The sequence below is a fragment of the Marinibaculum pumilum genome (genome assembly GCF_042646425.1).
Taxonomy (GTDB): Bacteria; Pseudomonadota; Alphaproteobacteria; order Ferrovibrionales; family Ferrovibrionaceae; genus Marinibaculum; species Marinibaculum pumilum.
On sequence record NZ_JBHRTR010000054.1, the window covers coordinates 456,157 to 475,009 of the forward strand.

Below are 18,853 nucleotides of genomic sequence, written 5' to 3' on the forward strand. Positions count from 1 at the left end.
GGCGCCGTCGCGGACCCGGCCGATGACAGGCCGGTCGAGCCGGCGCAGCCGTGCCGCCAGTGCCGCCGCACCGGTGCCGCCACGCCCCTTCCCCGGCCGGCGGCCGGCGGGGGCGATCCGCAGCACGGCGCTAGGCAGGGTGGCGGTCGGCGCGGCGCCGCTGCCGACCTCGCAGCTTCCGGCCGCGACCTCCACCTGCCAGGCCGCACCCAGGGCCGTCTGCAGCGGCCCGCGGAGGTTGGCCGCCAGGGCCTCGATCTCCGCCAGCGGCCGCGCCAGCGCGCGATAGAATGGCAGCTGCGCGGCCAGCGCGGCGGAATCGGCATGGGCCGGCAGGGTGGCCGCCAGCGCGGCGATCCGCAGCTTGTCCAGGCGCATCGCCCGCAGCATCGGGTTGCGCCGCAGCCGCGCGATCAGTGCGGCACGGCCCACGATCAGCCCGGCCTGCGGGCCGCCCAGCATCTTGTCGCCGGAAAAGGTCACCAGGTCGGCGCCGGCCGCCAGCACGGCCTGCACGGTCGGCTCCGGCGGCAGCCCATAGCCTGCCGGGTCGACCAGATGGCCGCTGCCCAGGTCGACCGCCAGCGGCAGGCCGGCGTCATGCGCCAATGCCGCCAGCTGCGCCAGCGGCACTTCGTGGGTGAAGCCGGTGATGGCGAAGTTGCTGCGGTGCACCTGCAGCAGCAGGCCGGTCCGCGGCCCGATCGCCGCCGCATAATCGGCTTCATGGGTGCGGTTGGTGGTGCCCACCTCCACCAGCCTGCAGCCGGCCCGCGCCATGATGTCGGGCAGGCGGAAGGCGCCGCCGATCTCCACCAGTTCGCCCCGGCTGACCGGCACCTCCCGGCGCAGCGCCAGGCTGTTCAGGAGCAGCATGACGGCCGCGGCATTGTTGTTCACCGCCAGCGCCGCTTCCGCCCCGGTCAGCCGGCACAGCCAGCCCGACAGGTGCTCGTCGCGCTGGCCGCGGCGCCCGGTCTCCAGGTCGTATTCCAGGTTCACCGCGGCCGCGGCCTCCGTCATCGCCGCGATCGCCGCGGCGGACAGCGCCGCCCGCCCCAGGTTGGTATGCAGCAGGATCCCGGTCAGGTTGAAGAGCGGCCGCAGCGGCGGCGCCACCCAGGCGCGGACCCGCCCGGCGACCGCCGCCGCCGGGTCGGCGGCCTCCGGCGCCGACTGTCCCGCGCGCAGCGCCGCCCGCAGTTCCTCCAGCACTTCGCGCGCCGCTGCCAGCACCAGGGCGCGGCCATGGGCGGCGATCGGGGCCTGAAGCCGCGGATCGGTCAGCAGCCGGTCCATGGCCGGCAGGTCGCGGGGCCCGTTCACCGGATCACCAGTTCCCAACGGCCGGCAACCGCCTCTCCCGCGGCGACCTGCCCGATCACCGCCGCCTCGCAGCCGATCATGCGCAGCTGCGCGACCGCGGCCTCCGCCTTTCTCTCCGGCAGGCCGGCCAGCAGCCCGCCGCCGGTCTGCGGGTCGAACAGCAGGTTCCGCCACCAGGCAGGTGCGCCTGCGACGATCGCCTCCTCCAGCGCCAGCGCCACCGCCGGAAAGCCGTCCAGCGCCGCAGGCAGGGCGGTGCTGGCAATGCCGGCGGCCGCCATCTCCGCCGCGCCGTCCAGAAGCGGCAGCGCATCCAGCCGCAGCTCCGCGCGCCGGCCTGACGCCAGCAGCATCTCCGCCAGATGGCCGCCGATGCCATAGCCCGTCACGTCTGTGACGGCCGTCGCACCGAAGCGCCGCAGCACGGCCGCCGCCGGCCCCTGCGGGCGGCACATCGCCTCCAGCGCGGCATGCCACCAGCGCCCCCGGGCCCGGCCGCGCATGGCAGCCGCCAGCAGGATCCCGGTACCCAGCGGCCGGGTCAGCACCAGCCGGTCGCCGGCCTGCAGGCCGCCCTTGCGCCAGGGCGGCTGGCCGGCCGGCAGATGACCGGTGACGGCGACCGCCAGCATCGCCTCGGCGCCTTCGGCGGTGTGGCCGCCGACCAGCACCGCCCCCTCCGCGTCCAGCGCCGCCCGGACCCCGGTCATCAACTGGCCGAGTTCCTCCGCCTGCTTTTCGGCCGGCATGTCGGGCAGGACCGCGAAGACCAGGGCGGCGGAAGGCTGCGCCCCCATGGCATGCAGGTCCGACATGGCGTGATGCACGGCGATCCGGCCGGACCGCCAGGGATCGGCCACGGGCAGGCGGAAGCCGTCCATGCTGGCCCATACCTGGCGCTCCGGCGCCGGCGGGGCGGCGGCGGTGGCACGGCGCACGGCGGGGCCGGGCAGCGGCGCGGCATCCTCCCATTCCGCCTCGTCCCAGGCGACCGGCTTCACGCCGGGGCCGCCGCCAAGGCCGGCCACCAGGACCGCATGCCCCACCTTGCCGCCGCAGCCGGCGCAGCGCATGCCGGCGGCCGCGTCTTCCGGCGTCCCGCCTTCCGCCGCCATTTCGGGCAGGTCGGCATAGCGCTGCATGAAGCGGCGGTCGATCCGGTCCTTCCAGCGCCAGACCCAACCGCCCTCGACGGCGAAGGGGCCGCGCAGCGCGACGGCATGGCGCGGCCCGGTGGAGATCAGGCTCAGATAGTGCCGCTGCGGCCGGTGCCGGCGCAGCGGCGCGCCGGTCGCCGCCGCCCGCAGGTTCGCCGCCAGCGGCGGGCCCTGGCGCACTGCAAAGACGCCCGCCTTCGGGCGCGGCGCGCCCCGCATGGTGGCGATGTCGCCGGCGGCGAAGATCTCGCGATGCGACAGGGAACGCAGGGTCGCATCCACCAGGATGAAGCCCTCGTCGCTGCAGGCCAGGCCGCTCTCCCGCGGCCAGGCGGCGGCGGCGGCATCGGTCACCCAGAGGACATGGTCCAGCGCCACGCTGCGGCCGTCCTCGGCGGTGACCGCGTCGGGACCCACCCGGGCGACCCGGAATCCGGCATGAACCTGCACCCCGGCGCGGGCGAGGTGGCGGGCGAAGATCCGCCGCGCGCCGCCATTCGCCCCCGGCAGCGGCCCGGCACCGGCGGCGAACAGGTGGAAGCGCAGCCCGCCCGCATCCCGGCCGGCGGCCTGCAGGGCGCCGCACAGGGCGTGGCGCACCGCCAGCAGCAGCTCCACACCGCCCGCCCCGGCGCCGACCACGCCGATCGATGCCGGCCCGTCGTCCTGCAGCAGCGCCTCGCGCAGGGCGTTCCAGCGGGGGGCGAAGCGGTCGATCGGCTTCACCGGAATGACATGTTCGGCCGCCCCCTCAACCCCGGCGAAGGACGGGGTGGCGCCGGTATCGATCGACAGGGTGTCGTAATGCACCGGCGGCCGCTCGGCACAGTGCACCAGCCGGGCAACCGGGTCGACGGCGACCGCGCTGTCGCGATACAGGCGGGCGCCGGCAAAGCGGCAGAGCGGCGCCAGGTCGATATGGGTCTCGTCCAGGTCGTAATGTCCGGCGACCAGGCCCGGCAGCATGCCGGAATAGGGGGTGTGGATGTCCCGCCCGATCAGGGTCAGCCGGACACGGGCCTGCGGCCGCATGCCGAAGGCACGCAGCACCTCCACATGCGCATGGCCGCCGCCCAGCAGGACGATGTCGTGCAGGGGTGGCGTCATGAAGCGGGCTGGCGGCACGCCGCAACTGTTTGGCGCTGACAAGGGCCCAGCTTACCGGCCATGCCGGATCGGGCTATGATCCAGGGGGGGCTGTCCGGAAGACACAGGCATGATAGGGAACGGAAACGACGATGACTGGTGCGGAAACGACAGGGGGCCGCGGCAGCGACGAGGCGCCGCTGACCCAGGACTCGCCTGAGCAGTTCTTCGAGCTGAAGGAACGTGACCAGCAGGCGCTGCTTGAATGGATCGAGGAAAGCTTCCAATTCAGCATCGATTGGACGGAGGACCATAGTTCGGAACTGCGCTACCTGTTCATGCGTGGCCGACGAGGGTTCTACATCTATAACGGCAGCTTCAAGGGTGCGATGCGTGAAGCCGGTTTCGAACATAAAGACGCAGACCGCAACGGCACGAACTGGTATTTTCGCGCGCGCTACATTGGAACCGCCCGGTAGAGTATCGGCAACAGGCTGGTTGGTATGACACATTTGCTTGAAATCCCGCGTTTCTTTCCTTCGGCGCGGTGCCCTGCGCGCAGTGCCGTCGTGTCGGGGATGCGTTCCTGCGGCCTTGCCCTTGCGGCATCCGCCCTGCTCGCGCTGGCCCTGACCGCCAGCCCGGCACTGGCGCAGCAGGCGGACCAGCAGGCACAGCAGCCACAGCCGCAGCAGGGCGTCGGCACGCCGCCGCGCGCGCCGCAGGCGGAAGAGGTCTCCCGCCACGGCGACTGGAGCGTGCAGTGCTTCCCGCCGGACCAGAGCGGCCAGCGCCACTGCGAGGCGGTGCAGGTCGTGGCGCAGGAAGGCGTGCAGCAGCCGCTGCTGCGGGTCGCTGTCGGCAAGGCGCCGGGCAACGGCCCCGCCGTGCTGCAGTTCATCGTCCCGCTGGGCGCGCAGCTGCAGCGCGGCTTCAAGTTCAGCGTCGACGGCGGGGCGCCGCGCGATCTGCCGGCGACCACCTGCCTGCCCTTCGGCTGCATCGTGGAAACCCGCCTGGACGACGGCCTGCTGGCCTCGATGCGCAAGGGCATCAAGGGCACGATGACTGTGGTGGACCTGCGCAATCAGACGATTGGCATCCCGATCTCGCTCTCGGGCTTCACCGCAGCCACGGGCGAGGTCCTCTGACCCTGCCCGGCTGACCAGGATGGCCAAGCCGCAGACAACAGGGCGACCGCCCGGAAAGCCCGCCGGCAAGTCGGCGGGAAAGCCGCCGGCCAAGCCTGCACCGAAAGCCGCCGGCACCGCGATGAAGCCCGAGGCGGACGGCTATGTGCCGTTCTCGCAACGCCTTGCCGCCTGGTGGCATGGCGAAGAGGTCGGCCCGAAGATCGTCAAGGGTGCCAACAGCCGCAAGGTCGATATCGCGGTCGAGAGCGAGCCTGTCGCGGTCAGCCGCTGGTCGGACATCGGCATCAACATCGCCGGCCGGCTCTGGGGCACCGGCCTCAGCGAGCCCGGCGGCCTGGCCTACTGGGACAAGGTGGTGGTTCCCGCCGGCCCGAACGGCGCGATGACGATCCTGGCGATCTGTCCCGGGCTGTGCGGCGGCCTGCGCCATTTCGTGAAGAAGTACGACCTCTGGCTCAACGCCCTGGAGCAGGAGGAGGAACTGTTCGAGGCGGCGTACGACCTGAACGCGCAGGCCGGGATGCAGCAGCGCATCAACCTCAACCGGGTCGACCTGGGCGAGGTGGAACTGCCCGACAAGACGCACGACCTGGTCTTCTCGCGGGAGGCGTTCTACCGGATCGAGGCGAAGGAGCGGCTGCTGACCCGCATCGCGGAATCGCTGAAGCCGGGCGGCCACCTGGTCTTCACCGACCTGGTCGCCGACGGCGATGACCTCGCCTCCCCCGAACTGACCGCCTGCCGCGACAAGGAGCCGGGCATCGACACGATCTGGAACGAGGCGCGCTACCGCCAGATCCTGGACGCCCAGAAGATGGAGGTCCATGTCGTCATCGACGAGTCGGAGGAATACAACGAAATGATCCTGCATGGCTGGCAGGCCCTGCAGGAAAGCCTGGCGCGGGACAGCGGCCTGTCGCGGACCTATGTCGACGCCCTGATGCGGGAGGCGCAGATCTGGCTTGCCCGCTCCCGCGCCATCCAGGCCGGACGGCTGCGGCTGATCCGCGTCCATGGCCGCCGCAAGAAGCTCCGGCGCACCTCCCAGCAATAACTGGCCAGCAATGACCGGCCAGTAATGACCGGCCAACATTGATCGACTGGCCACGGCCGGCCGGCAAGGACCGCTCCAGATGACCTATCACTACGGCGCCGCGGCGCAGACCCGCCCCCCCCGGATCAGTGCCGCCTTCGACAGCGGCAATATCGAGGTCGAGGCGGCGAGCCGCTGCGACGATATCCGCCTGCGGATCCGCAGCGACAATGCCAGCAGCCATCTGCAATGGTTCCACTTCCGCCTGGCGGGCGCCGCCGGCGCCGACTGCCGGATGCAGATCGTGAATGCAGGCGATGCCGCCTTTGCGAAAGGCTTCGCGGACTACCAGGCCTGTGCCTCCTACGACCGCGAGGACTGGTTCCGGGTGCCGACCTCCTATGACGGGAAGGTCCTGACAATCAGCCACCGGCCGGCGCACAATGCCTGCTGGTATGCCTATTTCGCGCCCTACCCGCTGGAACGCCACGCCGCCCTGCTGGCCCGCGCGCAGGCGATGCCGGATGCCCTGCTGCTGCCCCTGGGACGCACCTGCGACGGCCGCGACCTGGATGCGGTGCGCATCGGCCGGCCGGCGGCCGGCAAACGGCAGGTCTGGGTGATCGCCCGCCAGCATCCGGGCGAGACGATGGCGGAGTGGTGGATGGAGGGCTTCCTGGACCGGCTGGCCCGCACCGACGAACCCGCGGTCGCCCGGCTGCGCGAGCGGGCGCTGATCCATGCCGTGCCGAACATGAACCCCGACGGCAGCTTCCGCGGCAATATCCGCACCAATGCCGCCGGGACCGACCTGAACCGCGCCTGGCTGAAGCCGGATCCGGAAACCGCACCGGAGGTGCACGCCGTGCGCGAAGAGATGTTCCGCACCGGGGTGGATGTCTGCCTGGACGTGCATGGCGACGAGGCGCTGCCCTATGCCTTCATCGCCGGCTATGAGGGGCTGGCCCATCCGCTGCCCGGACAGCTGGAGCGGCTGGCCGCCTTCCGGCAGGCGCTGGATGCCGCCACCCCGCTGTTCCAGACGAAGCACGGCTATCCGCCGGCGCCGCCGGGCCGCGCCAACCTGAACGTCTGCACCAGCTATCTGGCCCACACCTTCGGCTGCCTCTCGATGACCCTGGAGCAACCCTTCAAGGACAATGAAGCGGCACCGCGGCCGCGCACGGGCTACGATCCGGCGGCCTGCCGCGAACTGGCCGAGGCCTGTATCGAGGTCCTGGCCGACAGCCTGGACTGAGCCGGCAGGCCGTCAGGCACGATCTTCTGTCATGCAGGCGCAGGGATAGACCCGCGACGCGGCGCGCTGCGCAGCAGGTGCGGTGAAGCCGCCATGTGTACCGGCGGCATTGCTCCGGCCCATCTCAGTTGCCGGACGACGCCATCTCGCGAGGATCGTGCATGCCCTCCTTCACGCCCCACCGGATCAGCAGCACGTTGACCGGATAGGCGGCCGCCAGGCCGGCGGTCAGCGAGATGATGAGGGAGATCCAGAAGATCGCCTGCCCCATGCCGGCGGACCCGGCCAGCAGCAGGTCCGTGGAGATCGCCACGACCTCCATCACGGTGATCGAGGCGGTCTCCGAATAGAACGCGTCGCGCAGCGCCTGGCCCAGGCCGACGCCTTCCTGCATCAGCGGCCCGACTGTCAGGGCGAAGCCGGCGACATAGGCCAGGCTGAACGTCACGCCCGCGACCCACCAGTTGCTGAGGGACAGAACCCCCACAGTGACCACGACGCCGGTGACCTCCCCCATGCCGCAGCCGGAGTAGCAATGGGCGACGGAGCGCGCGCCGCGCCGCCAGCGGCTGTCATTGGCGATCTGCTTGCGGCCGCTCGACCAGTAGAGCCAGAGCCCCAGCGGGCCGGAATAGGCCACGGTGAAGATCCAGACGAACCGCATCAGACCGGGGATCTCCGGATTCCGGTTGACCAGGTCGCGCACCAGGACCGCGACGCTGACCGCGGCCACGGCCGCCCAGGCGGCAACCAGCCACCAATGGTCGAGCATTGTCCGCAGGTAATCCAGCATTCCACGACCGCGCAGGCAGATCCGGCGTGCCCCGGCGGCGTCGACCGCAGAAAAGGGCACAATACTCCGTCGAACACGAAGGCAGGTCGTCCGTTCCTTGCCCGCCCCGTTGGCCGCGCCCGTCCGGCCTGCGATCAGTCGAGGGTTTCGTCGTAGAGCGACATCTTGCGGGTGCCGGGCAGCATGCCCAGCAGGGCGCTCTTCAACTGCTTCGGCTCCACCCGCGCACCGCGCAGATCGGCGCCGCGCAGATCGGCGCCGGCAATATTGGCATTCGTCAGGTTGGCGCCGCGCATGTCGGCCGCCGCCAGCACGGCCTCGCCGAAATCCGCCTTGGCGAGCACCGTGTCGCGGAACACGGCGGCTGCCAGCAGGGCACCCTGGAAATCGGCGCCCGTCAGGTCCAGGTGGGACAGGTCCGCCCGCTCCCCCGCCTGGCCGTCGCTGGCCAGCCATTTGCGGTGCGCCTCCAGGGTCCTGGAGATGCTGAAATCCTTGCCCGGCTTGCGGTTGGTGGTCAGACGGGTGAGATCGACCCCTTCCAGGTCGCAATCCTCGAAGGAGGCGCCGCGCAGGTCGGCATCTGCCAGGTTGGCACGGCTCAGGCTCGTCTCCACGAACTGCGTGTTGTGGAACGTTGCCCCGCGCATGTCGGTGCCTTCCAGCCGGGTCTTCTCCATCTTGGCACCGGCGAAATCGGCCTGCTGCAGCTTGGAGCGCGACAGGTTCGTGCGCCGCATCAGCGCGCCCTGGAAGGACGACCGGCTCTCCTGCGTGATGACGTTGAAGCCGACGCTGATCCCACCACCCAGCCGCAGGTCCGCATCCTCGAACTCCGTACCCGTCAGGTCGGCGTCAGAGAAGTTGGCGCCGCGCAGGTCGGCACCGGAGAAGTTGGCGGTCGACAGGTTGGCGCCGTCGAACACGGCGCTGAAGATGTTGGCCTTGGAGAAGTCGGACCCGGACATGTCGGCATCGGTGAAATTGCAGCCGACGAACTCCGCTCCGGAAAAGTTCAGCCCCCGGAAGTCGAGCCCGCTCAGGTCGCACTGGTAGAGCAGGCAGCGGCGGCCGTTCCGCTGCCCGCGGATGAAACGGAGATGCCGCTCATGCAGGCGATGCACCTGCTCCTGGGTGATCCGGGCATTGCGAACCGGACCATCGGCGTTCGTGGTGTCGTTGGTCATGGCGACCTGTTACCGGATAATGGTTGCGACTTTCCTAGCCGCAGCCGCCGCACGGCCGTCCGGCCCCTGGACAGGGGCCGACAGCACGGCGACGAAACGCACACGCCCCGGAAATGTTCCGATCGATCCGGGCTGCGCAACCAAAACGCGGTACTGCCTACATGGCCTGAAGGTCTTCGTCCAGGGGATATATCGGACGGCGAAGATTCCGGAACGGGAATAAGTCGTAGTCGGAACTGCAGACTCCAGGCCCGGCGACCAGGACGATCTCTTTGGCGATCGGCTCGAATCCTGCGCGGAAGTGCTGCCTGGACTTGATCAGGATATAGCGTTTGCTCCGCGGGTCGATCCCGGCATGGGTGAAGATGCCCAGGTCGAAGGGCTCCATGCGCCGCTCGCTGACCAGGATCTCCACATGCGCCGTCTCCAGCACGGCGGTGCGGCCGATGCCCAGCTCCATGCCGGTCATCATCGGCCCGGTGACCGTGAAGCGGCCGTCGCTCAGGGTCTTCACCCGGCCGGTCACCTGCAGCGGCTCGCCCTTCAGGCCCAGCGCCGGCATGTCGGTGCGGCCGCCGATCGACAGGGTCAGTTCCGCGCCGACCCCGGCCGCATGCATGCGGGCGACCGCCTCCGGGTCCCAGAAAGGCCCGGCCGCGACATCCGGCAGGTCCTGGCGCATCACCTCCGCCAGCACCGCCATCACGTCCTGGTTCCCGCCGGCCCCGGTATTGTCGCCATGGTCGGCGAGCACGACAGGTCCTTCCGTCATCGCGGCGGCGCGGGCGATCGAGTCGGCCATCGGCTCCAGCGGGAAGACGAAATCCGCCCGCCGCGTCCAGGCCGTGCGCAGCAGCTCGTCGCGCAGGTCTTCCGCGGCATGGGCATCGCCGTCGGACACCACCACCGCCGACAGCCCGACATGGGGGATGTCCGCCAGCGGGAAGCCGCCGAACAGGGACGCGTTCAGCACTTCGCCGCCGGCCTCCGCGGCGATGGCGCGGTCCATGATGTCCTTCATCGGCTGTGTGGATGGCGTCTGGCGCAGCATGTGCGTCAGCATCGGCAGGCTCTTCCACGCCATCACCGGCCGCACCTCGCCGTCCAGCATGCGCATCAGGGTCCGGCCGGCCCGTTCGCCGGTCTCGTACATGTCGACATGGGGATAGGTGCGGTAGCCGGTGATGACGTCGGCATTGTCCATCATCGCCGCCGTCAGGTTGGTGTGGAAGTCCAGCGCCACCGCGACCGGCAGTCCCGGCGCCAGTTCCCGGATCCGGCGCAGCAGCTCGCCCTCGCCGTCGTCGAAGCTCTCCGTCACCATCGCGCCGTGCAGGTCCAGCAGCGCCGCGTCGCAGCCATCGCCGATGGCGGCCAGGATCCGGCCGGCGATCGCCTCGAATGCGTCGTCCGTGACCTTGCCGCTGGGGGAGGCATTGGCGGCGATCGGCACCACCGCCTCCGCCCCGCGCGCCCGGGCGATGTCCAGGAAGGCGGCGATCGGGTTGTTGGTCCCCGCCATGGCGCGCACCGCCTCCGCGCCGGTGGACGGGCCGCCCGACATGCCGCGGCCGAAATCCTCCAGCACCGTGGGCAGTGGCGAGAAGGTGTTGGTCTCGTGCCGCATGACGGCAATCACGAAGCGCATGGAACCTCCAGTATCGGGACGCCGGCGCGGTCAGGACAGGAACAACAGGACCTGCCACCACAGGGTCGCGGTGGCAAGGGACAGGGGAATGCCGATGCCGATCACCAGCGCCACCAGATCCGGTTCCAGGTCATGTTCCATGGCCAGGATGGCGGCCCCCAGCATCGGCGGCATTGCCATTTCCAGCACCGCGACGTTGCGCACCGGCGGGTCGGCCGTCATGAGGCCGCCGCCTTCCAGGACCAGATAGAGCGCCAGCAGGGCCGCCGGCGCCAGCAGCAGCCGGAAGCCCAGCGCCGCGCAGAGCGGCAGCAGTCGCCCGGCCACCCGGTCCAGCCGCAGGGCAAAGCCGACCGCGGCCAGGGCGATCGGCGTCATGGTGGCCGCCAGCAGACCGATCCCCTCCTCCAGCCAGGCGGGACGTGCCAGATGGTTGGTCGCCAGCGCCATCAGCAGCGCCACGAACGGTGGGAAGGTGACGATCCGCAGCGCGACCGCCCGCAGCGGCAGGCGGCCCTCGCTCGCCACCGCGGCGATGCCGATGCCCAGGATCGAAAGCGCCAGGTAGGACCCGAACAGGTCGATCATCAGGCCCAGCGCCACCCAGTCGGTGCCTGCGAAGGCCAGGATCATCGGGATTCCGACGAAGGAGGTATTGCCCCAGCCCGCCACCAGCAGCAGACCGCCGGTGCGCTGCCGCGACCAGCGGAACGCCCGCCCCGCCGGCAGCAGCACCGCCAGCGCCAGGGCGGCGCCCAGCCAGGGGGTCGCCGCCGCCAGCAGCCAGTCGCCCGCCACCACCACCGCATGCACGCTCTTCAGCGCGGTGGCGGGCAATGCGACATTGATCACCCAGCCGCCCAGCACCTTCGGGCTCGCTTCCGGCAGCCGCCCCGACAGGCGCAGCAGCACCCCGATCGCCAGGAAGACGAGGATGAAGACCAGCTGCTCCATGGCGCCCGGCTCCCCGCCGCCGCGGCCCGCCGCTCAGGCGGCCGGCGCAGCCCGCTGGTGCGGCCCGATCCCGGCATCGTCGACCAGGTGGCAGGCGACCCGATGGCCCGGCAGCACCTCCCGCAGGGCCGGCACCTCGGCATGGCAGCGCGGCTCCGCGAACGGGCAGCGGCCGGCGAAGCGGCAGCCCGGCGGCGGGTCGATCGGGCTGGGCGGGTCGCCGCTCAGCTTGATCCGCTGCCGCGCCCGGTTCCGGGCGATATCGGCCGCCGGCACCGCGGCCAGCAGGGCGTTGGTGTAGGGGTGCATCGGCTGGCGGAACAGGGCGACCCGGTCGCCCTGTTCGACGATGACGCCCAGGTACATCACCGCGACATGGTCGCACATGTACTGCACCACCCCCAGATCGTGGGAGATGAACAGGTAGGTCAGTCCGAACTCGCGCTGCAACCGCTGCAGCAGGTTCAGGATCTGCGCCTGGATCGCGACGTCGAGGGCGGAGACCGGCTCGTCGCAGACGATCAGCTCCGGCTGCGTCGCCAGGGCGCGGGCGATGCCGATGCGCTGCCGCTGGCCGCCGGAGAACTGGTGCGGAAACAGCGCCTGCTGTTCGGGGCGCAGGCCGACATTGCGGAACAGCTCCGCCACCCGCGCCTCCCGCTCCGCCTTTGTCCCGATGCCCATCAGGTCCAGCGGCTCGCGCACGATATCGCCCGCGCGGAACCGCGGGTTCAGGGAGGAATAGGGGTCCTGGAAGATGATCTGCAGGCGTTTCCGCATGGCGCGCAGGGCATTGCCCTGCAGCCGGTCCAGCGGCGCGCCGTCCAGCAGGATTTCGCCCCCGGTGATCGGCGCCAGGCGCATCACCGCCAGGGCGGTGGTGGACTTGCCGGAGCCAGACTCGCCGACGATGCCGAAGGTCTCGCCGCGGCGCACCTCGAAGCTGACCCCGTCCACCGCATGCACCGCCCGCCGCGGGCCGAACAGCCCCTTCCGCGCCAGCGGGAAATGGACCTTCAGCCCCTGCACCGTCAGCAGCGCGCTCACCGTCCCGCTTCCTCCGCCGCCGCCCTGGTGGCCGCGCCGTCGGCATTCAGCCAGCAGGCCGCCCGATGCCCCGGCGAGATGGCGATCGCCGGCGGCGCCTCCGCCCGGCAGCGGTCGAATACCTGCGGACAGCGGGCCGCGAAGGCACAGCCGCGGCCGAGGGAGGTCAGCGGCGGCACCACGCCGGGGATCTCCGTCAGCGGCAGGCGCTCCGGCGGCGGGTCGTCGGTCAGGTGCGGCACGCAGGCGATCAGGCCCTGGGTATAGGGGTGGCGCGGCCGTTCCAGGATCTCCGCCACCGGCCCCTCCTCCGCCTGGCGGCCGGCATACATCACCACCACCCGGTCGGCCATTTCCGCGATCGCGCCCATGTCGTGGGTGATCATGATGATCGCGGTGCCGGTACGGTCCTGCAGGTCCTTCAGCAGGTCGAAGATCTGCGCCTGCACCGTCACGTCCAGCGCGGTGGTGGGTTCGTCGGCGATCAGCACGCTGGGCTGGCAGGCCAGGGCCATGGCGATCATCACCCGCTGGCGCATGCCGCCCGACAGCTGGTGCGGATATTCCCCGGCGCGGGCTTCCGCCGCCGGCATGCCCACCGCCTGCAGCATCTCCACCGCGCGGGCCCGGGCGCCGCGCCGGTCCAGGCCCTGGTGGACGCGCACCGTCTCCGCGATCTGGTCGCCGATGGTGAAGACCGGGTTCAGGGAGGTCATCGGTTCCTGGAAGATCATCGAGATCTCGTTGCCGCGGACCTCGCGCAGGCGGCGGGGGCTGGCGGCCAGCAGGTCCTCGCCGCGCAGCAGGATGCGGCCCCCCGCCACCCGGCCCGGCGGGCTGGGCACCAGGCCCATGATCGCCAGCGCGGTCATCGACTTGCCGCAGCCGGATTCGCCGACGATGCCCAATGTCTCCCCCGGCGCCAGGGCGAAGCCGATGCCGTCCAGCACATGCGCCACCCCGGCGCGGGTGTCGAACTCGACATGCACGTCCTGCAGCTCCAGCACCGGCGCCGCGGCTTCGGTTCGATCGGCGATCGCTTCGGCCTCCGCCATCTCAGCGCTGCCGCAGCTTCGGGTTGAGGGCGTCGTTCAGCCCGTCGCCGATCAGGGAGACGCTGAGCACGGTCAGGAAGATCGCGATGCCCGGGAAGGTCACCGGCCACCAGGCCTCCAGGAAGTCCTTGCGGTTGGAGCCGATCATCAGGCCCCAGCTCATCACGTCCGGATCGCCCAGGCCCAGGAAGCTCAGCCCCGCCTCGAACAGGATCGACACGCCGATCGCCAGCGCCGCGGCGACGATCAGCGGCGGCAGGGCGTTGGGCAGCACGACGACCCAGATGATGCGCCGGTCGCGGGCGCCGATGGAGCGCGCCGCCTTCACATATTCCAGCTGCTTGATGCGCAGGAATTCCGCCCGTGTCAGCCGCGCCACCGAAGTCCAGGAAACGATGCCGATCGCCACCGCGATGGTGGTCAGCTCGGGCGAGAACAGGGTCACCAGCACCATCGCCAGCAGCAGCGGCGGCAGCACCTGGAAGAATTCGGTCACCCGCATCAGCGCCTCTTCCACCCAGCCGCCGTAATAGCCGGCCAGGGCGCCGACGATCAGGCCGATCACCAGGGTGATCACCGCTGCCGCCGCTCCCACCGCCAGGGTGGCGCGGCCGCCCTGCAGCACGCCGGCCAGGATGTCGCGGCCCAGATAGTCGGTGCCCAGCGGGATGCCGCCATCGCCGGGCGGCGCGAAGGGCGCCCAGACGATGTCGAACGGGTCGACACCGTAGAGCGGCGGGCCGATCAGGGCCGCCAGCACGATCGCCGTCAGGATCACCAGCCCCGCCAGGGCGGCACGGTTGGCGGCGAACATCCGCCAGGTCTCCCGCAGCGGATGCTCGACCTTCTCGCCCACTGCTTCCTGGAGGTCCGGCGCTTCCTGGAGCTTTGGCGCCTCCTGGCGTTCCGGCGCGGTCATGCGCGCCCCCGGATGCGCGGGTCGATCAGGCGATAGGCCAGGTCGGTCAGCATGTTGGCGACGATCACCAGCAGGGCGGAGAAGAACAGCACGCCCATGATTGTCGGCGTGTCGCGCCGCAGGATGGAATCGTAGGCGAGCAGCCCCATGCCGGGCCAGTTGAACACCGTTTCCACCAGCACCGCGCCGGCGAACAGCTGGCCGAACTGCAGCCCGGCGATGGTGACCACCGGCAGGATCGCGTTGCGCAAGGCATGCTTGTAGACCACCACCCGCTCCGCCAGCCCCTTGGCGCGGGCGGTGCGGATATAGTCGGCGCCCAGCACGTCCAGCATGGAGGCCCGGCTGAGCCGGGAATACTGCGCCAGGTAGATGATCCCCAGGGTCAGCGCCGGCAGCACCAGGTGGTGCGCGACCTCGACCGCGCGGGCCAGCGGCCCGCCGTCGAAGACCGGGCTGACCATGCCCGACACCGGAAAGACCGGCAGGACGGAGGCGAACAGGATCAGCAGCATCAGGCCGGTCCAGAACACCGGTGCGGAATAGCCTACCAGCGCCAGCACGGTGACCACATGGCTGAACCAGCCGTTCGGCCGCCGCGCCGCCACCACGCCCAGGAAGGTGCCGACCAGGATGGCGAACAGCAGCGCCGCCACGACCAGCAGCAGGGTGGCGGGCACCCGGTGCAGGATCACCTCCAGCACCGGCCGGTTGAAATAGTAGGAATAGCCCAGATCGCCCTGGGCGACATTGCCGACATAGACCAGCAGCTGCTCGGCCAGCGGCCGGTCCAGCCCATAGCTGGCGCGGATTTCCGCTTCCATCTCCGGCGTGGCGCCGCCCATCTCGCCGATGATGGTGTCGGCGATGTCGCCGGGCGCGATCTGCAGCAGCAGAAAGTTCAGCACCACCACCGCCAGCAGCATGCCGACGGCATAGGCGAGCTTCGGCAGGATCACGCCCAGCGACCGCATCGCGCCCTACTGCTGCTGCACCCGCCTCGATCGACTCGCACCGCGGCAGGCGGCACCGTGCCGGGCCGTTCCGCCAGGCCGGTGCGCACCCCCGTTCTCACCGCGTCGGGCTTCTGGCCCCGCTATTCCGACAGATAGACCTCGTCCATCGGCGACATGGTGCCCCAGATGTTGGTGGGAACATTGCCGACCTTCTTGTCGTACACCGTGTGGTAGGGCAGCAGGTTGATGTAGTAGAGCGGGATGTCGTCCACGACGATCTGCTGGAACTCCCTGTACAGCGCCTTGCGCTTGTCCTGGTCAAGCTCCACCGCAGCCTGCGCCAGCAGCTCGTCGACCTTGGGGTTGGAATAGCCCTGCGTGTTGGTCCAGATCTGCGGCTTGATGTTGTCGGTCAGGTAGGTGCGGTGCACGCCGATCACCGGATCGCCCCAGTTGAAGACGATGTCCATCGACAGGTCGAAATCGCCGCCGGCGACCCGCTTCGCCCAGGTCGGGAAGTCCGGTGCCGCGCGGACGTTCAGGTCGATGCCGATCTGCTTCAGGGTCGGCTTCAGGAACTCCGCGATGTTCTTCTGCTGCTCGTCCGCGCCGGGGATGTAGTCGATCGTCAGCGGGAAGCGGATGTCGTCGGCATTCTTCGGAAAGCCCGCCGCGTCCAGCATCGCATTGGCCCTGTCGACATCCTTCTCGTACAGCTCGACCTCAGCCGTATAGAACGGGCTGTCCGGCGTGATCGGACCGGTGGCCGGCGAAGAGATGCCCTGCTGCAGCTTGTCGGTGATGAAGCTGCGGTCGATGGCGAGGGCGATCGCCTTGCGCACGTCCTTGTTGTCCAGCGGCGCCTTGCGGGTGTTGAAGGCGAGCCAGTTGATCGGACCGACCGCGGCATAGCCCTTCTTGGTCACGTCCAGATGCTCTTCCTCGGACAGGCGCTTGATATCGCGCGAGTTCACCGTGAAGGGCTGCATGTGCGCCTCGCCGCGCTCCAGCGACAGCACGGCATTGGCGCTGTCGCGCACGATGTTGATGACGATCCGGTCCAGGCATGGCAGGCCGTCCAGGAAGAAGTCCGGGTTGCGCTCCAGCACGATCCGCTCCGCCGGCACGAACTCGACCAGCTTGAAGGGGCCCGAACCGACCGGCGCGTTGTTCGCCGGATGGGTCTTCGCATCCTGACCGTCGCCGAAGATATGCTTGGGCAGGATCGGCATCAGCGCCGGCGACATCGCCAGTTCGATCGCCGGATGCGGTTGCGACAGGGTCAGGACCGCGGTCCTGGCGTCCGGCGTGGCGATGCTCTCCACCGGCGCCAGCATGGTCTGGAACGGGTGGTTCTCCTTGATCGTCTGGATCGAGAAGGCGACATCCTCCGACGTCACCGGCTTGCCGTCGTGGAAGGTGACGCCGTCGCGCAGGACGATGGTCACCGTCTTGCCGTCGTCGGAAATGTCGACCTTCTCCGCCAGGTAGGGGATCGCGTTCCAGTCGTCGTCGAAGCGCAGCGGGCTGGCGAAGATCTGCGTTCCCGGCACCGCGGTGGCGACGCCGGACTGCACCGCCGGATTCAGGTGGCGCGGCACCTGGGTGGAGGTGACCACCATGGTGCCGCCCTTGTGGCCGGCACAGACGTCGCCCTGGGCAGCAGCACCCTGCCCCGCCGCCAGGATGCCCAATGCCGCAAGGCCGGCAAGTGCGCTGCCGGCGCCCAGCAGGTTGCGCCGTCGCGGCAGCCGTCCCGCGTTCCTCTGGTCCTGTGCCATCTCCAGCCTCTCCTGCAATTGGCGCGGGCATTGCCGCGCTTCTTCCCACCATCCCCGTGCCGCACCCCCATGCTGCGGCGCGGAAATTATTTCGGACTGGCCGTCAAATGTCTAATCTGCCGGGACCGCCGGCCCGGCCGCCAATGGGGGATCGCCCGTGAACATTCCTGCCCATACGAATTCGCTGGAAGCCTATTGGCTGCCCTTCACCGCAAACCGGCATTTCAAGAAGGCGCCGCGCCTGCTGGCCCGGGCGGAGGGCATGTACTACTGGAACCATCGCGGCGAGCAGCTGATCGACGGCTGCGCCGGCCTGTTCACCAGCGCGCTGGGCCATTGCCGGCCGGAGATCGCGGCGGCCGTGGCGGACCAGCTCGGCATCCTCGACTTCTCGCCGCCCTTCCAGTTCGCCAACCCGCTCGCCTTCGAGCTGGCCGCCATGGTGGCGGAGATCACGCCGGAGGGGCTGAACCACGTCTTCTTCACCGGCGGCGGATCGGAATCGGTGGAAACCGCGATGAAGATCGCGCTGGCCTGGCACCGGGTGCGCGGCCAGTCCCAGCGCCAGCGCTTCGTCGGCCGGGAACGCGCCTATCACGGCGTCAATTTCGGCGGCGTCTCCATCGGCGGCATGGTGAAGAACCGGGAGAGCTATGGCATCGGCCTGCCCGGGGTCGCCCATATGCGCCATACCTGGCTCGACGAGAACCGCTTCCTGCCCGGGCAGGGACCGGCCGGCGCGGAACTGGCGGAGGACCTGCAGCGGATCGTCGACCTGCACGGCGCCGACCAGATCGCCGCCTGCTTCGTCGAGCCGATCGCCGGCTCCACCGGCGTGCTGGTGCCGCCGCAGGGTTATCTGCAGCGCCTGCGCGAGATCTGCGACGCGCATGGCATCCTGCTGGTGTTCGACGAGGTGATCTGCGGCTTCGGCCGCACCGGCGCCGCCTTCGGCGCGCAGAGCTTCGGGGTCACGCCCGACATCATCACCATGGCCAAGGCATTGACCAACGGCGCGGTGCCGATGGGCGCGGTGGCGGTGAAGGACGAAATCTACGACGCGGTCACCGGCGCGGTGCCGGAGGGCGGCATCGAGCTGTTCCACGGCTATACCTATTCCGCCCATCCCGCCGCCTGCGCCGCCGGCATCGCCACCCAGCGGATCTATCGCGAGGAGCGGACGTTCGAGGGCGCGGCCGCCCTGGCACCGCGCTTCCTGGACCGCGTCTTCGCCCTGCGCGACCTCGACGCGGTCACCGACATCCGCGGCTACGGCCTGCTGGCGGGCATCGACCTGGCGCCGGCCCAGGAAGCCGGACGGCCGAAGCCCGGCGCCCGCGGCTATGCGGTGCTGCAGGCGGCCTATGAGGCCGGGCTGGTGGTCCGGGTCACCATGGACACGGTGATCCTGGCGCCGGCGCTGGTGGCGGAGGATGCCCATCTGGACGAAATCGTCGACAAGCTGCGCCGGGTGATCGCGGCGTCATAGGATCGCATAT

The 18,853-nt window shown here is 70.2% G+C and carries 16 protein-coding genes; 5 read left to right on the forward strand and 11 right to left on the reverse strand.

The window, feature by feature from the left end:
* On the reverse strand, nucleotides 1–1,326 hold a 1,326-nt coding region (gene selA / locus ACFOGJ_RS29020; RefSeq protein WP_379906797.1), incomplete at its 3' end, for an L-seryl-tRNA(Sec) selenium transferase.
* Nucleotides 1,323–3,590 carry a selenide, water dikinase SelD gene (gene selD, locus ACFOGJ_RS29025; RefSeq protein WP_379906798.1) on the reverse strand — a complete coding sequence of 756 codons (2,268 nt, stop codon included), beginning with the start codon at nucleotides 3,588–3,590 and terminating at the stop codon, nucleotides 1,323–1,325. The genes selA and selD, both read right to left, overlap by 4 nt.
* A 131-nt stretch (nucleotides 3,591–3,721) precedes the next feature.
* On the opposite strand from selD, the gene ACFOGJ_RS29030 reads away from it, so the two are divergent.
* From ACFOGJ_RS29030 to ACFOGJ_RS29045, 4 genes are all read left to right on the forward strand, one after another.
* The gene (locus tag ACFOGJ_RS29030; protein ID WP_379906799.1) at nucleotides 3,722–4,048 is read left to right on the forward strand and encodes a hypothetical protein; all 327 of its coding nucleotides are present in this window, start codon (nucleotides 3,722–3,724) and stop codon (nucleotides 4,046–4,048) included.
* Between the two features lie 99 nt (nucleotides 4,049–4,147).
* Nucleotides 4,148–4,720, forward strand: a complete 573-nt coding sequence (locus ACFOGJ_RS29035; RefSeq protein ID WP_379907083.1) for an invasion associated locus B family protein — start codon at nucleotides 4,148–4,150, stop codon at nucleotides 4,718–4,720.
* Between the two features lie 121 nt (nucleotides 4,721–4,841).
* On the forward strand, nucleotides 4,842–5,777 hold the full coding sequence (locus tag ACFOGJ_RS29040; protein WP_379906800.1) for a methyltransferase domain-containing protein: 936 nt from the start codon (nucleotides 4,842–4,844) through the stop codon (nucleotides 5,775–5,777).
* Between the two features lie 79 nt (nucleotides 5,778–5,856).
* Complete coding sequence (locus tag ACFOGJ_RS29045; RefSeq protein WP_379906801.1) at nucleotides 5,857–7,014, forward strand: M14 family metallopeptidase; 1,158 nt, start codon at nucleotides 5,857–5,859, stop codon at nucleotides 7,012–7,014.
* A gap of 124 nt (nucleotides 7,015–7,138) precedes the next feature.
* Here the strand turns inward: ACFOGJ_RS29045 and ACFOGJ_RS29050 are convergent, their stop codons facing one another.
* The 9 genes from ACFOGJ_RS29050 to ACFOGJ_RS29090 all read right to left on the reverse strand — a co-directional run bounded on the left by ACFOGJ_RS29050 (nucleotide 7,139) and on the right by ACFOGJ_RS29090 (nucleotide 17,354).
* Nucleotides 7,139–7,786: a DUF4396 domain-containing protein gene (locus ACFOGJ_RS29050; protein WP_379906802.1), complete on the reverse strand. Its 648-nt coding sequence runs from the start codon at nucleotides 7,784–7,786 to the stop codon at nucleotides 7,139–7,141.
* 155 nt (nucleotides 7,787–7,941) lie between these two features.
* A complete protein-coding gene (locus ACFOGJ_RS29055) occupies nucleotides 7,942–8,994 on the reverse strand; it encodes a pentapeptide repeat-containing protein (protein ID WP_379906803.1) in 1,053 nt (350 codons plus the stop codon).
* A gap of 157 nt (nucleotides 8,995–9,151) precedes the next feature.
* The gene (locus tag ACFOGJ_RS29060; protein WP_379906804.1) at nucleotides 9,152–10,642 is read right to left on the reverse strand and encodes a M81 family metallopeptidase; all 1,491 of its coding nucleotides are present in this window, start codon (nucleotides 10,640–10,642) and stop codon (nucleotides 9,152–9,154) included.
* 30 nt (nucleotides 10,643–10,672) lie between these two features.
* Complete coding sequence (locus tag ACFOGJ_RS29065) at nucleotides 10,673–11,596, reverse strand: AEC family transporter (protein ID WP_379906805.1); 924 nt, start codon at nucleotides 11,594–11,596, stop codon at nucleotides 10,673–10,675.
* A gap of 33 nt (nucleotides 11,597–11,629) precedes the next feature.
* Nucleotides 11,630–12,643, reverse strand: coding sequence for an ABC transporter ATP-binding protein (locus tag ACFOGJ_RS29070; RefSeq protein WP_379906806.1), 1,014 nt, complete (start codon nucleotides 12,641–12,643; stop codon nucleotides 11,630–11,632).
* Nucleotides 12,640–13,698: an ABC transporter ATP-binding protein gene (locus tag ACFOGJ_RS29075; protein WP_379906807.1), complete on the reverse strand. Its 1,059-nt coding sequence runs from the start codon at nucleotides 13,696–13,698 to the stop codon at nucleotides 12,640–12,642. The genes ACFOGJ_RS29070 and ACFOGJ_RS29075 overlap by 4 nt, the downstream gene beginning before the upstream one ends.
* 1 nt (nucleotide 13,699) lies before the next feature.
* A complete protein-coding gene (locus ACFOGJ_RS29080; RefSeq protein WP_379906808.1) occupies nucleotides 13,700–14,617 on the reverse strand; it encodes an ABC transporter permease in 918 nt (305 codons plus the stop codon).
* Nucleotides 14,614–15,591, reverse strand: a complete 978-nt coding sequence (locus ACFOGJ_RS29085; protein WP_379906810.1) for an ABC transporter permease — start codon at nucleotides 15,589–15,591, stop codon at nucleotides 14,614–14,616. Before ACFOGJ_RS29085 ends, ACFOGJ_RS29080 begins: the two co-directional genes overlap by 4 nt.
* Nucleotides 15,592–15,713: 122 nt before the next feature.
* Entirely contained in the window at nucleotides 15,714–17,354 is a 1,641-nt protein-coding gene (locus ACFOGJ_RS29090; RefSeq protein ID WP_379906811.1) for an ABC transporter substrate-binding protein, read from the reverse strand.
* Between the two features lie 157 nt (nucleotides 17,355–17,511).
* Here ACFOGJ_RS29090 and ACFOGJ_RS29095 point away from each other — a divergent pair, with 157 nt between their 5' ends.
* Nucleotides 17,512–18,843 carry an aspartate aminotransferase family protein gene (locus ACFOGJ_RS29095; protein WP_379906812.1) on the forward strand — a complete coding sequence of 444 codons (1,332 nt, stop codon included), beginning with the start codon at nucleotides 17,512–17,514 and terminating at the stop codon, nucleotides 18,841–18,843.
* The last annotated feature ends 10 nt before the right edge of the window (nucleotides 18,844–18,853 follow it).

What these genes read in the sequence shown, in the direction of transcription:
- ACFOGJ_RS29035 (WP_379907083.1), top strand. Translation starts at nt 4,148, where the DNA reads ATGCGTTCCTGCGGCCTTGCCCTTGCGGCATCCGCCCTGCTCGCGCTG.
- ACFOGJ_RS29050 (WP_379906802.1), bottom strand. Translation starts at nt 7,786, where the DNA reads ATGCTCGACCATTGGTGGCTGGTTGCCGCCTGGGCGGCCGTGGCCGCG.
- ACFOGJ_RS29060 (WP_379906804.1), bottom strand. Translation starts at nt 10,642, where the DNA reads ATGCGCTTCGTGATTGCCGTCATGCGGCACGAGACCAACACCTTCTCG.
- ACFOGJ_RS29055 (WP_379906803.1), bottom strand. Translation starts at nt 8,994, where the DNA reads ATGACCAACGACACCACGAACGCCGATGGTCCGGTTCGCAATGCCCGG.
- ACFOGJ_RS29085 (WP_379906810.1), bottom strand. Translation starts at nt 15,591, where the DNA reads ATGCGGTCGCTGGGCGTGATCCTGCCGAAGCTCGCCTATGCCGTCGGC.
- ACFOGJ_RS29040 (WP_379906800.1), top strand. Translation starts at nt 4,842, where the DNA reads ATGAAGCCCGAGGCGGACGGCTATGTGCCGTTCTCGCAACGCCTTGCC.
- ACFOGJ_RS29090 (WP_379906811.1), bottom strand. Translation starts at nt 17,354, where the DNA reads ATGGCACAGGACCAGAGGAACGCGGGACGGCTGCCGCGACGGCGCAAC.
- ACFOGJ_RS29065 (WP_379906805.1), bottom strand. Translation starts at nt 11,596, where the DNA reads ATGGAGCAGCTGGTCTTCATCCTCGTCTTCCTGGCGATCGGGGTGCTG.
- selD (WP_379906798.1), bottom strand. Translation starts at nt 3,590, where the DNA reads ATGACGCCACCCCTGCACGACATCGTCCTGCTGGGCGGCGGCCATGCG.
- ACFOGJ_RS29075 (WP_379906807.1), bottom strand. Translation starts at nt 13,698, where the DNA reads ATGGCGGAGGCCGAAGCGATCGCCGATCGAACCGAAGCCGCGGCGCCG.
- ACFOGJ_RS29045 (WP_379906801.1), top strand. Translation starts at nt 5,857, where the DNA reads ATGACCTATCACTACGGCGCCGCGGCGCAGACCCGCCCCCCCCGGATC.
- ACFOGJ_RS29080 (WP_379906808.1), bottom strand. Translation starts at nt 14,617, where the DNA reads ATGACCGCGCCGGAACGCCAGGAGGCGCCAAAGCTCCAGGAAGCGCCG.
- ACFOGJ_RS29030 (WP_379906799.1), top strand. Translation starts at nt 3,722, where the DNA reads ATGACTGGTGCGGAAACGACAGGGGGCCGCGGCAGCGACGAGGCGCCG.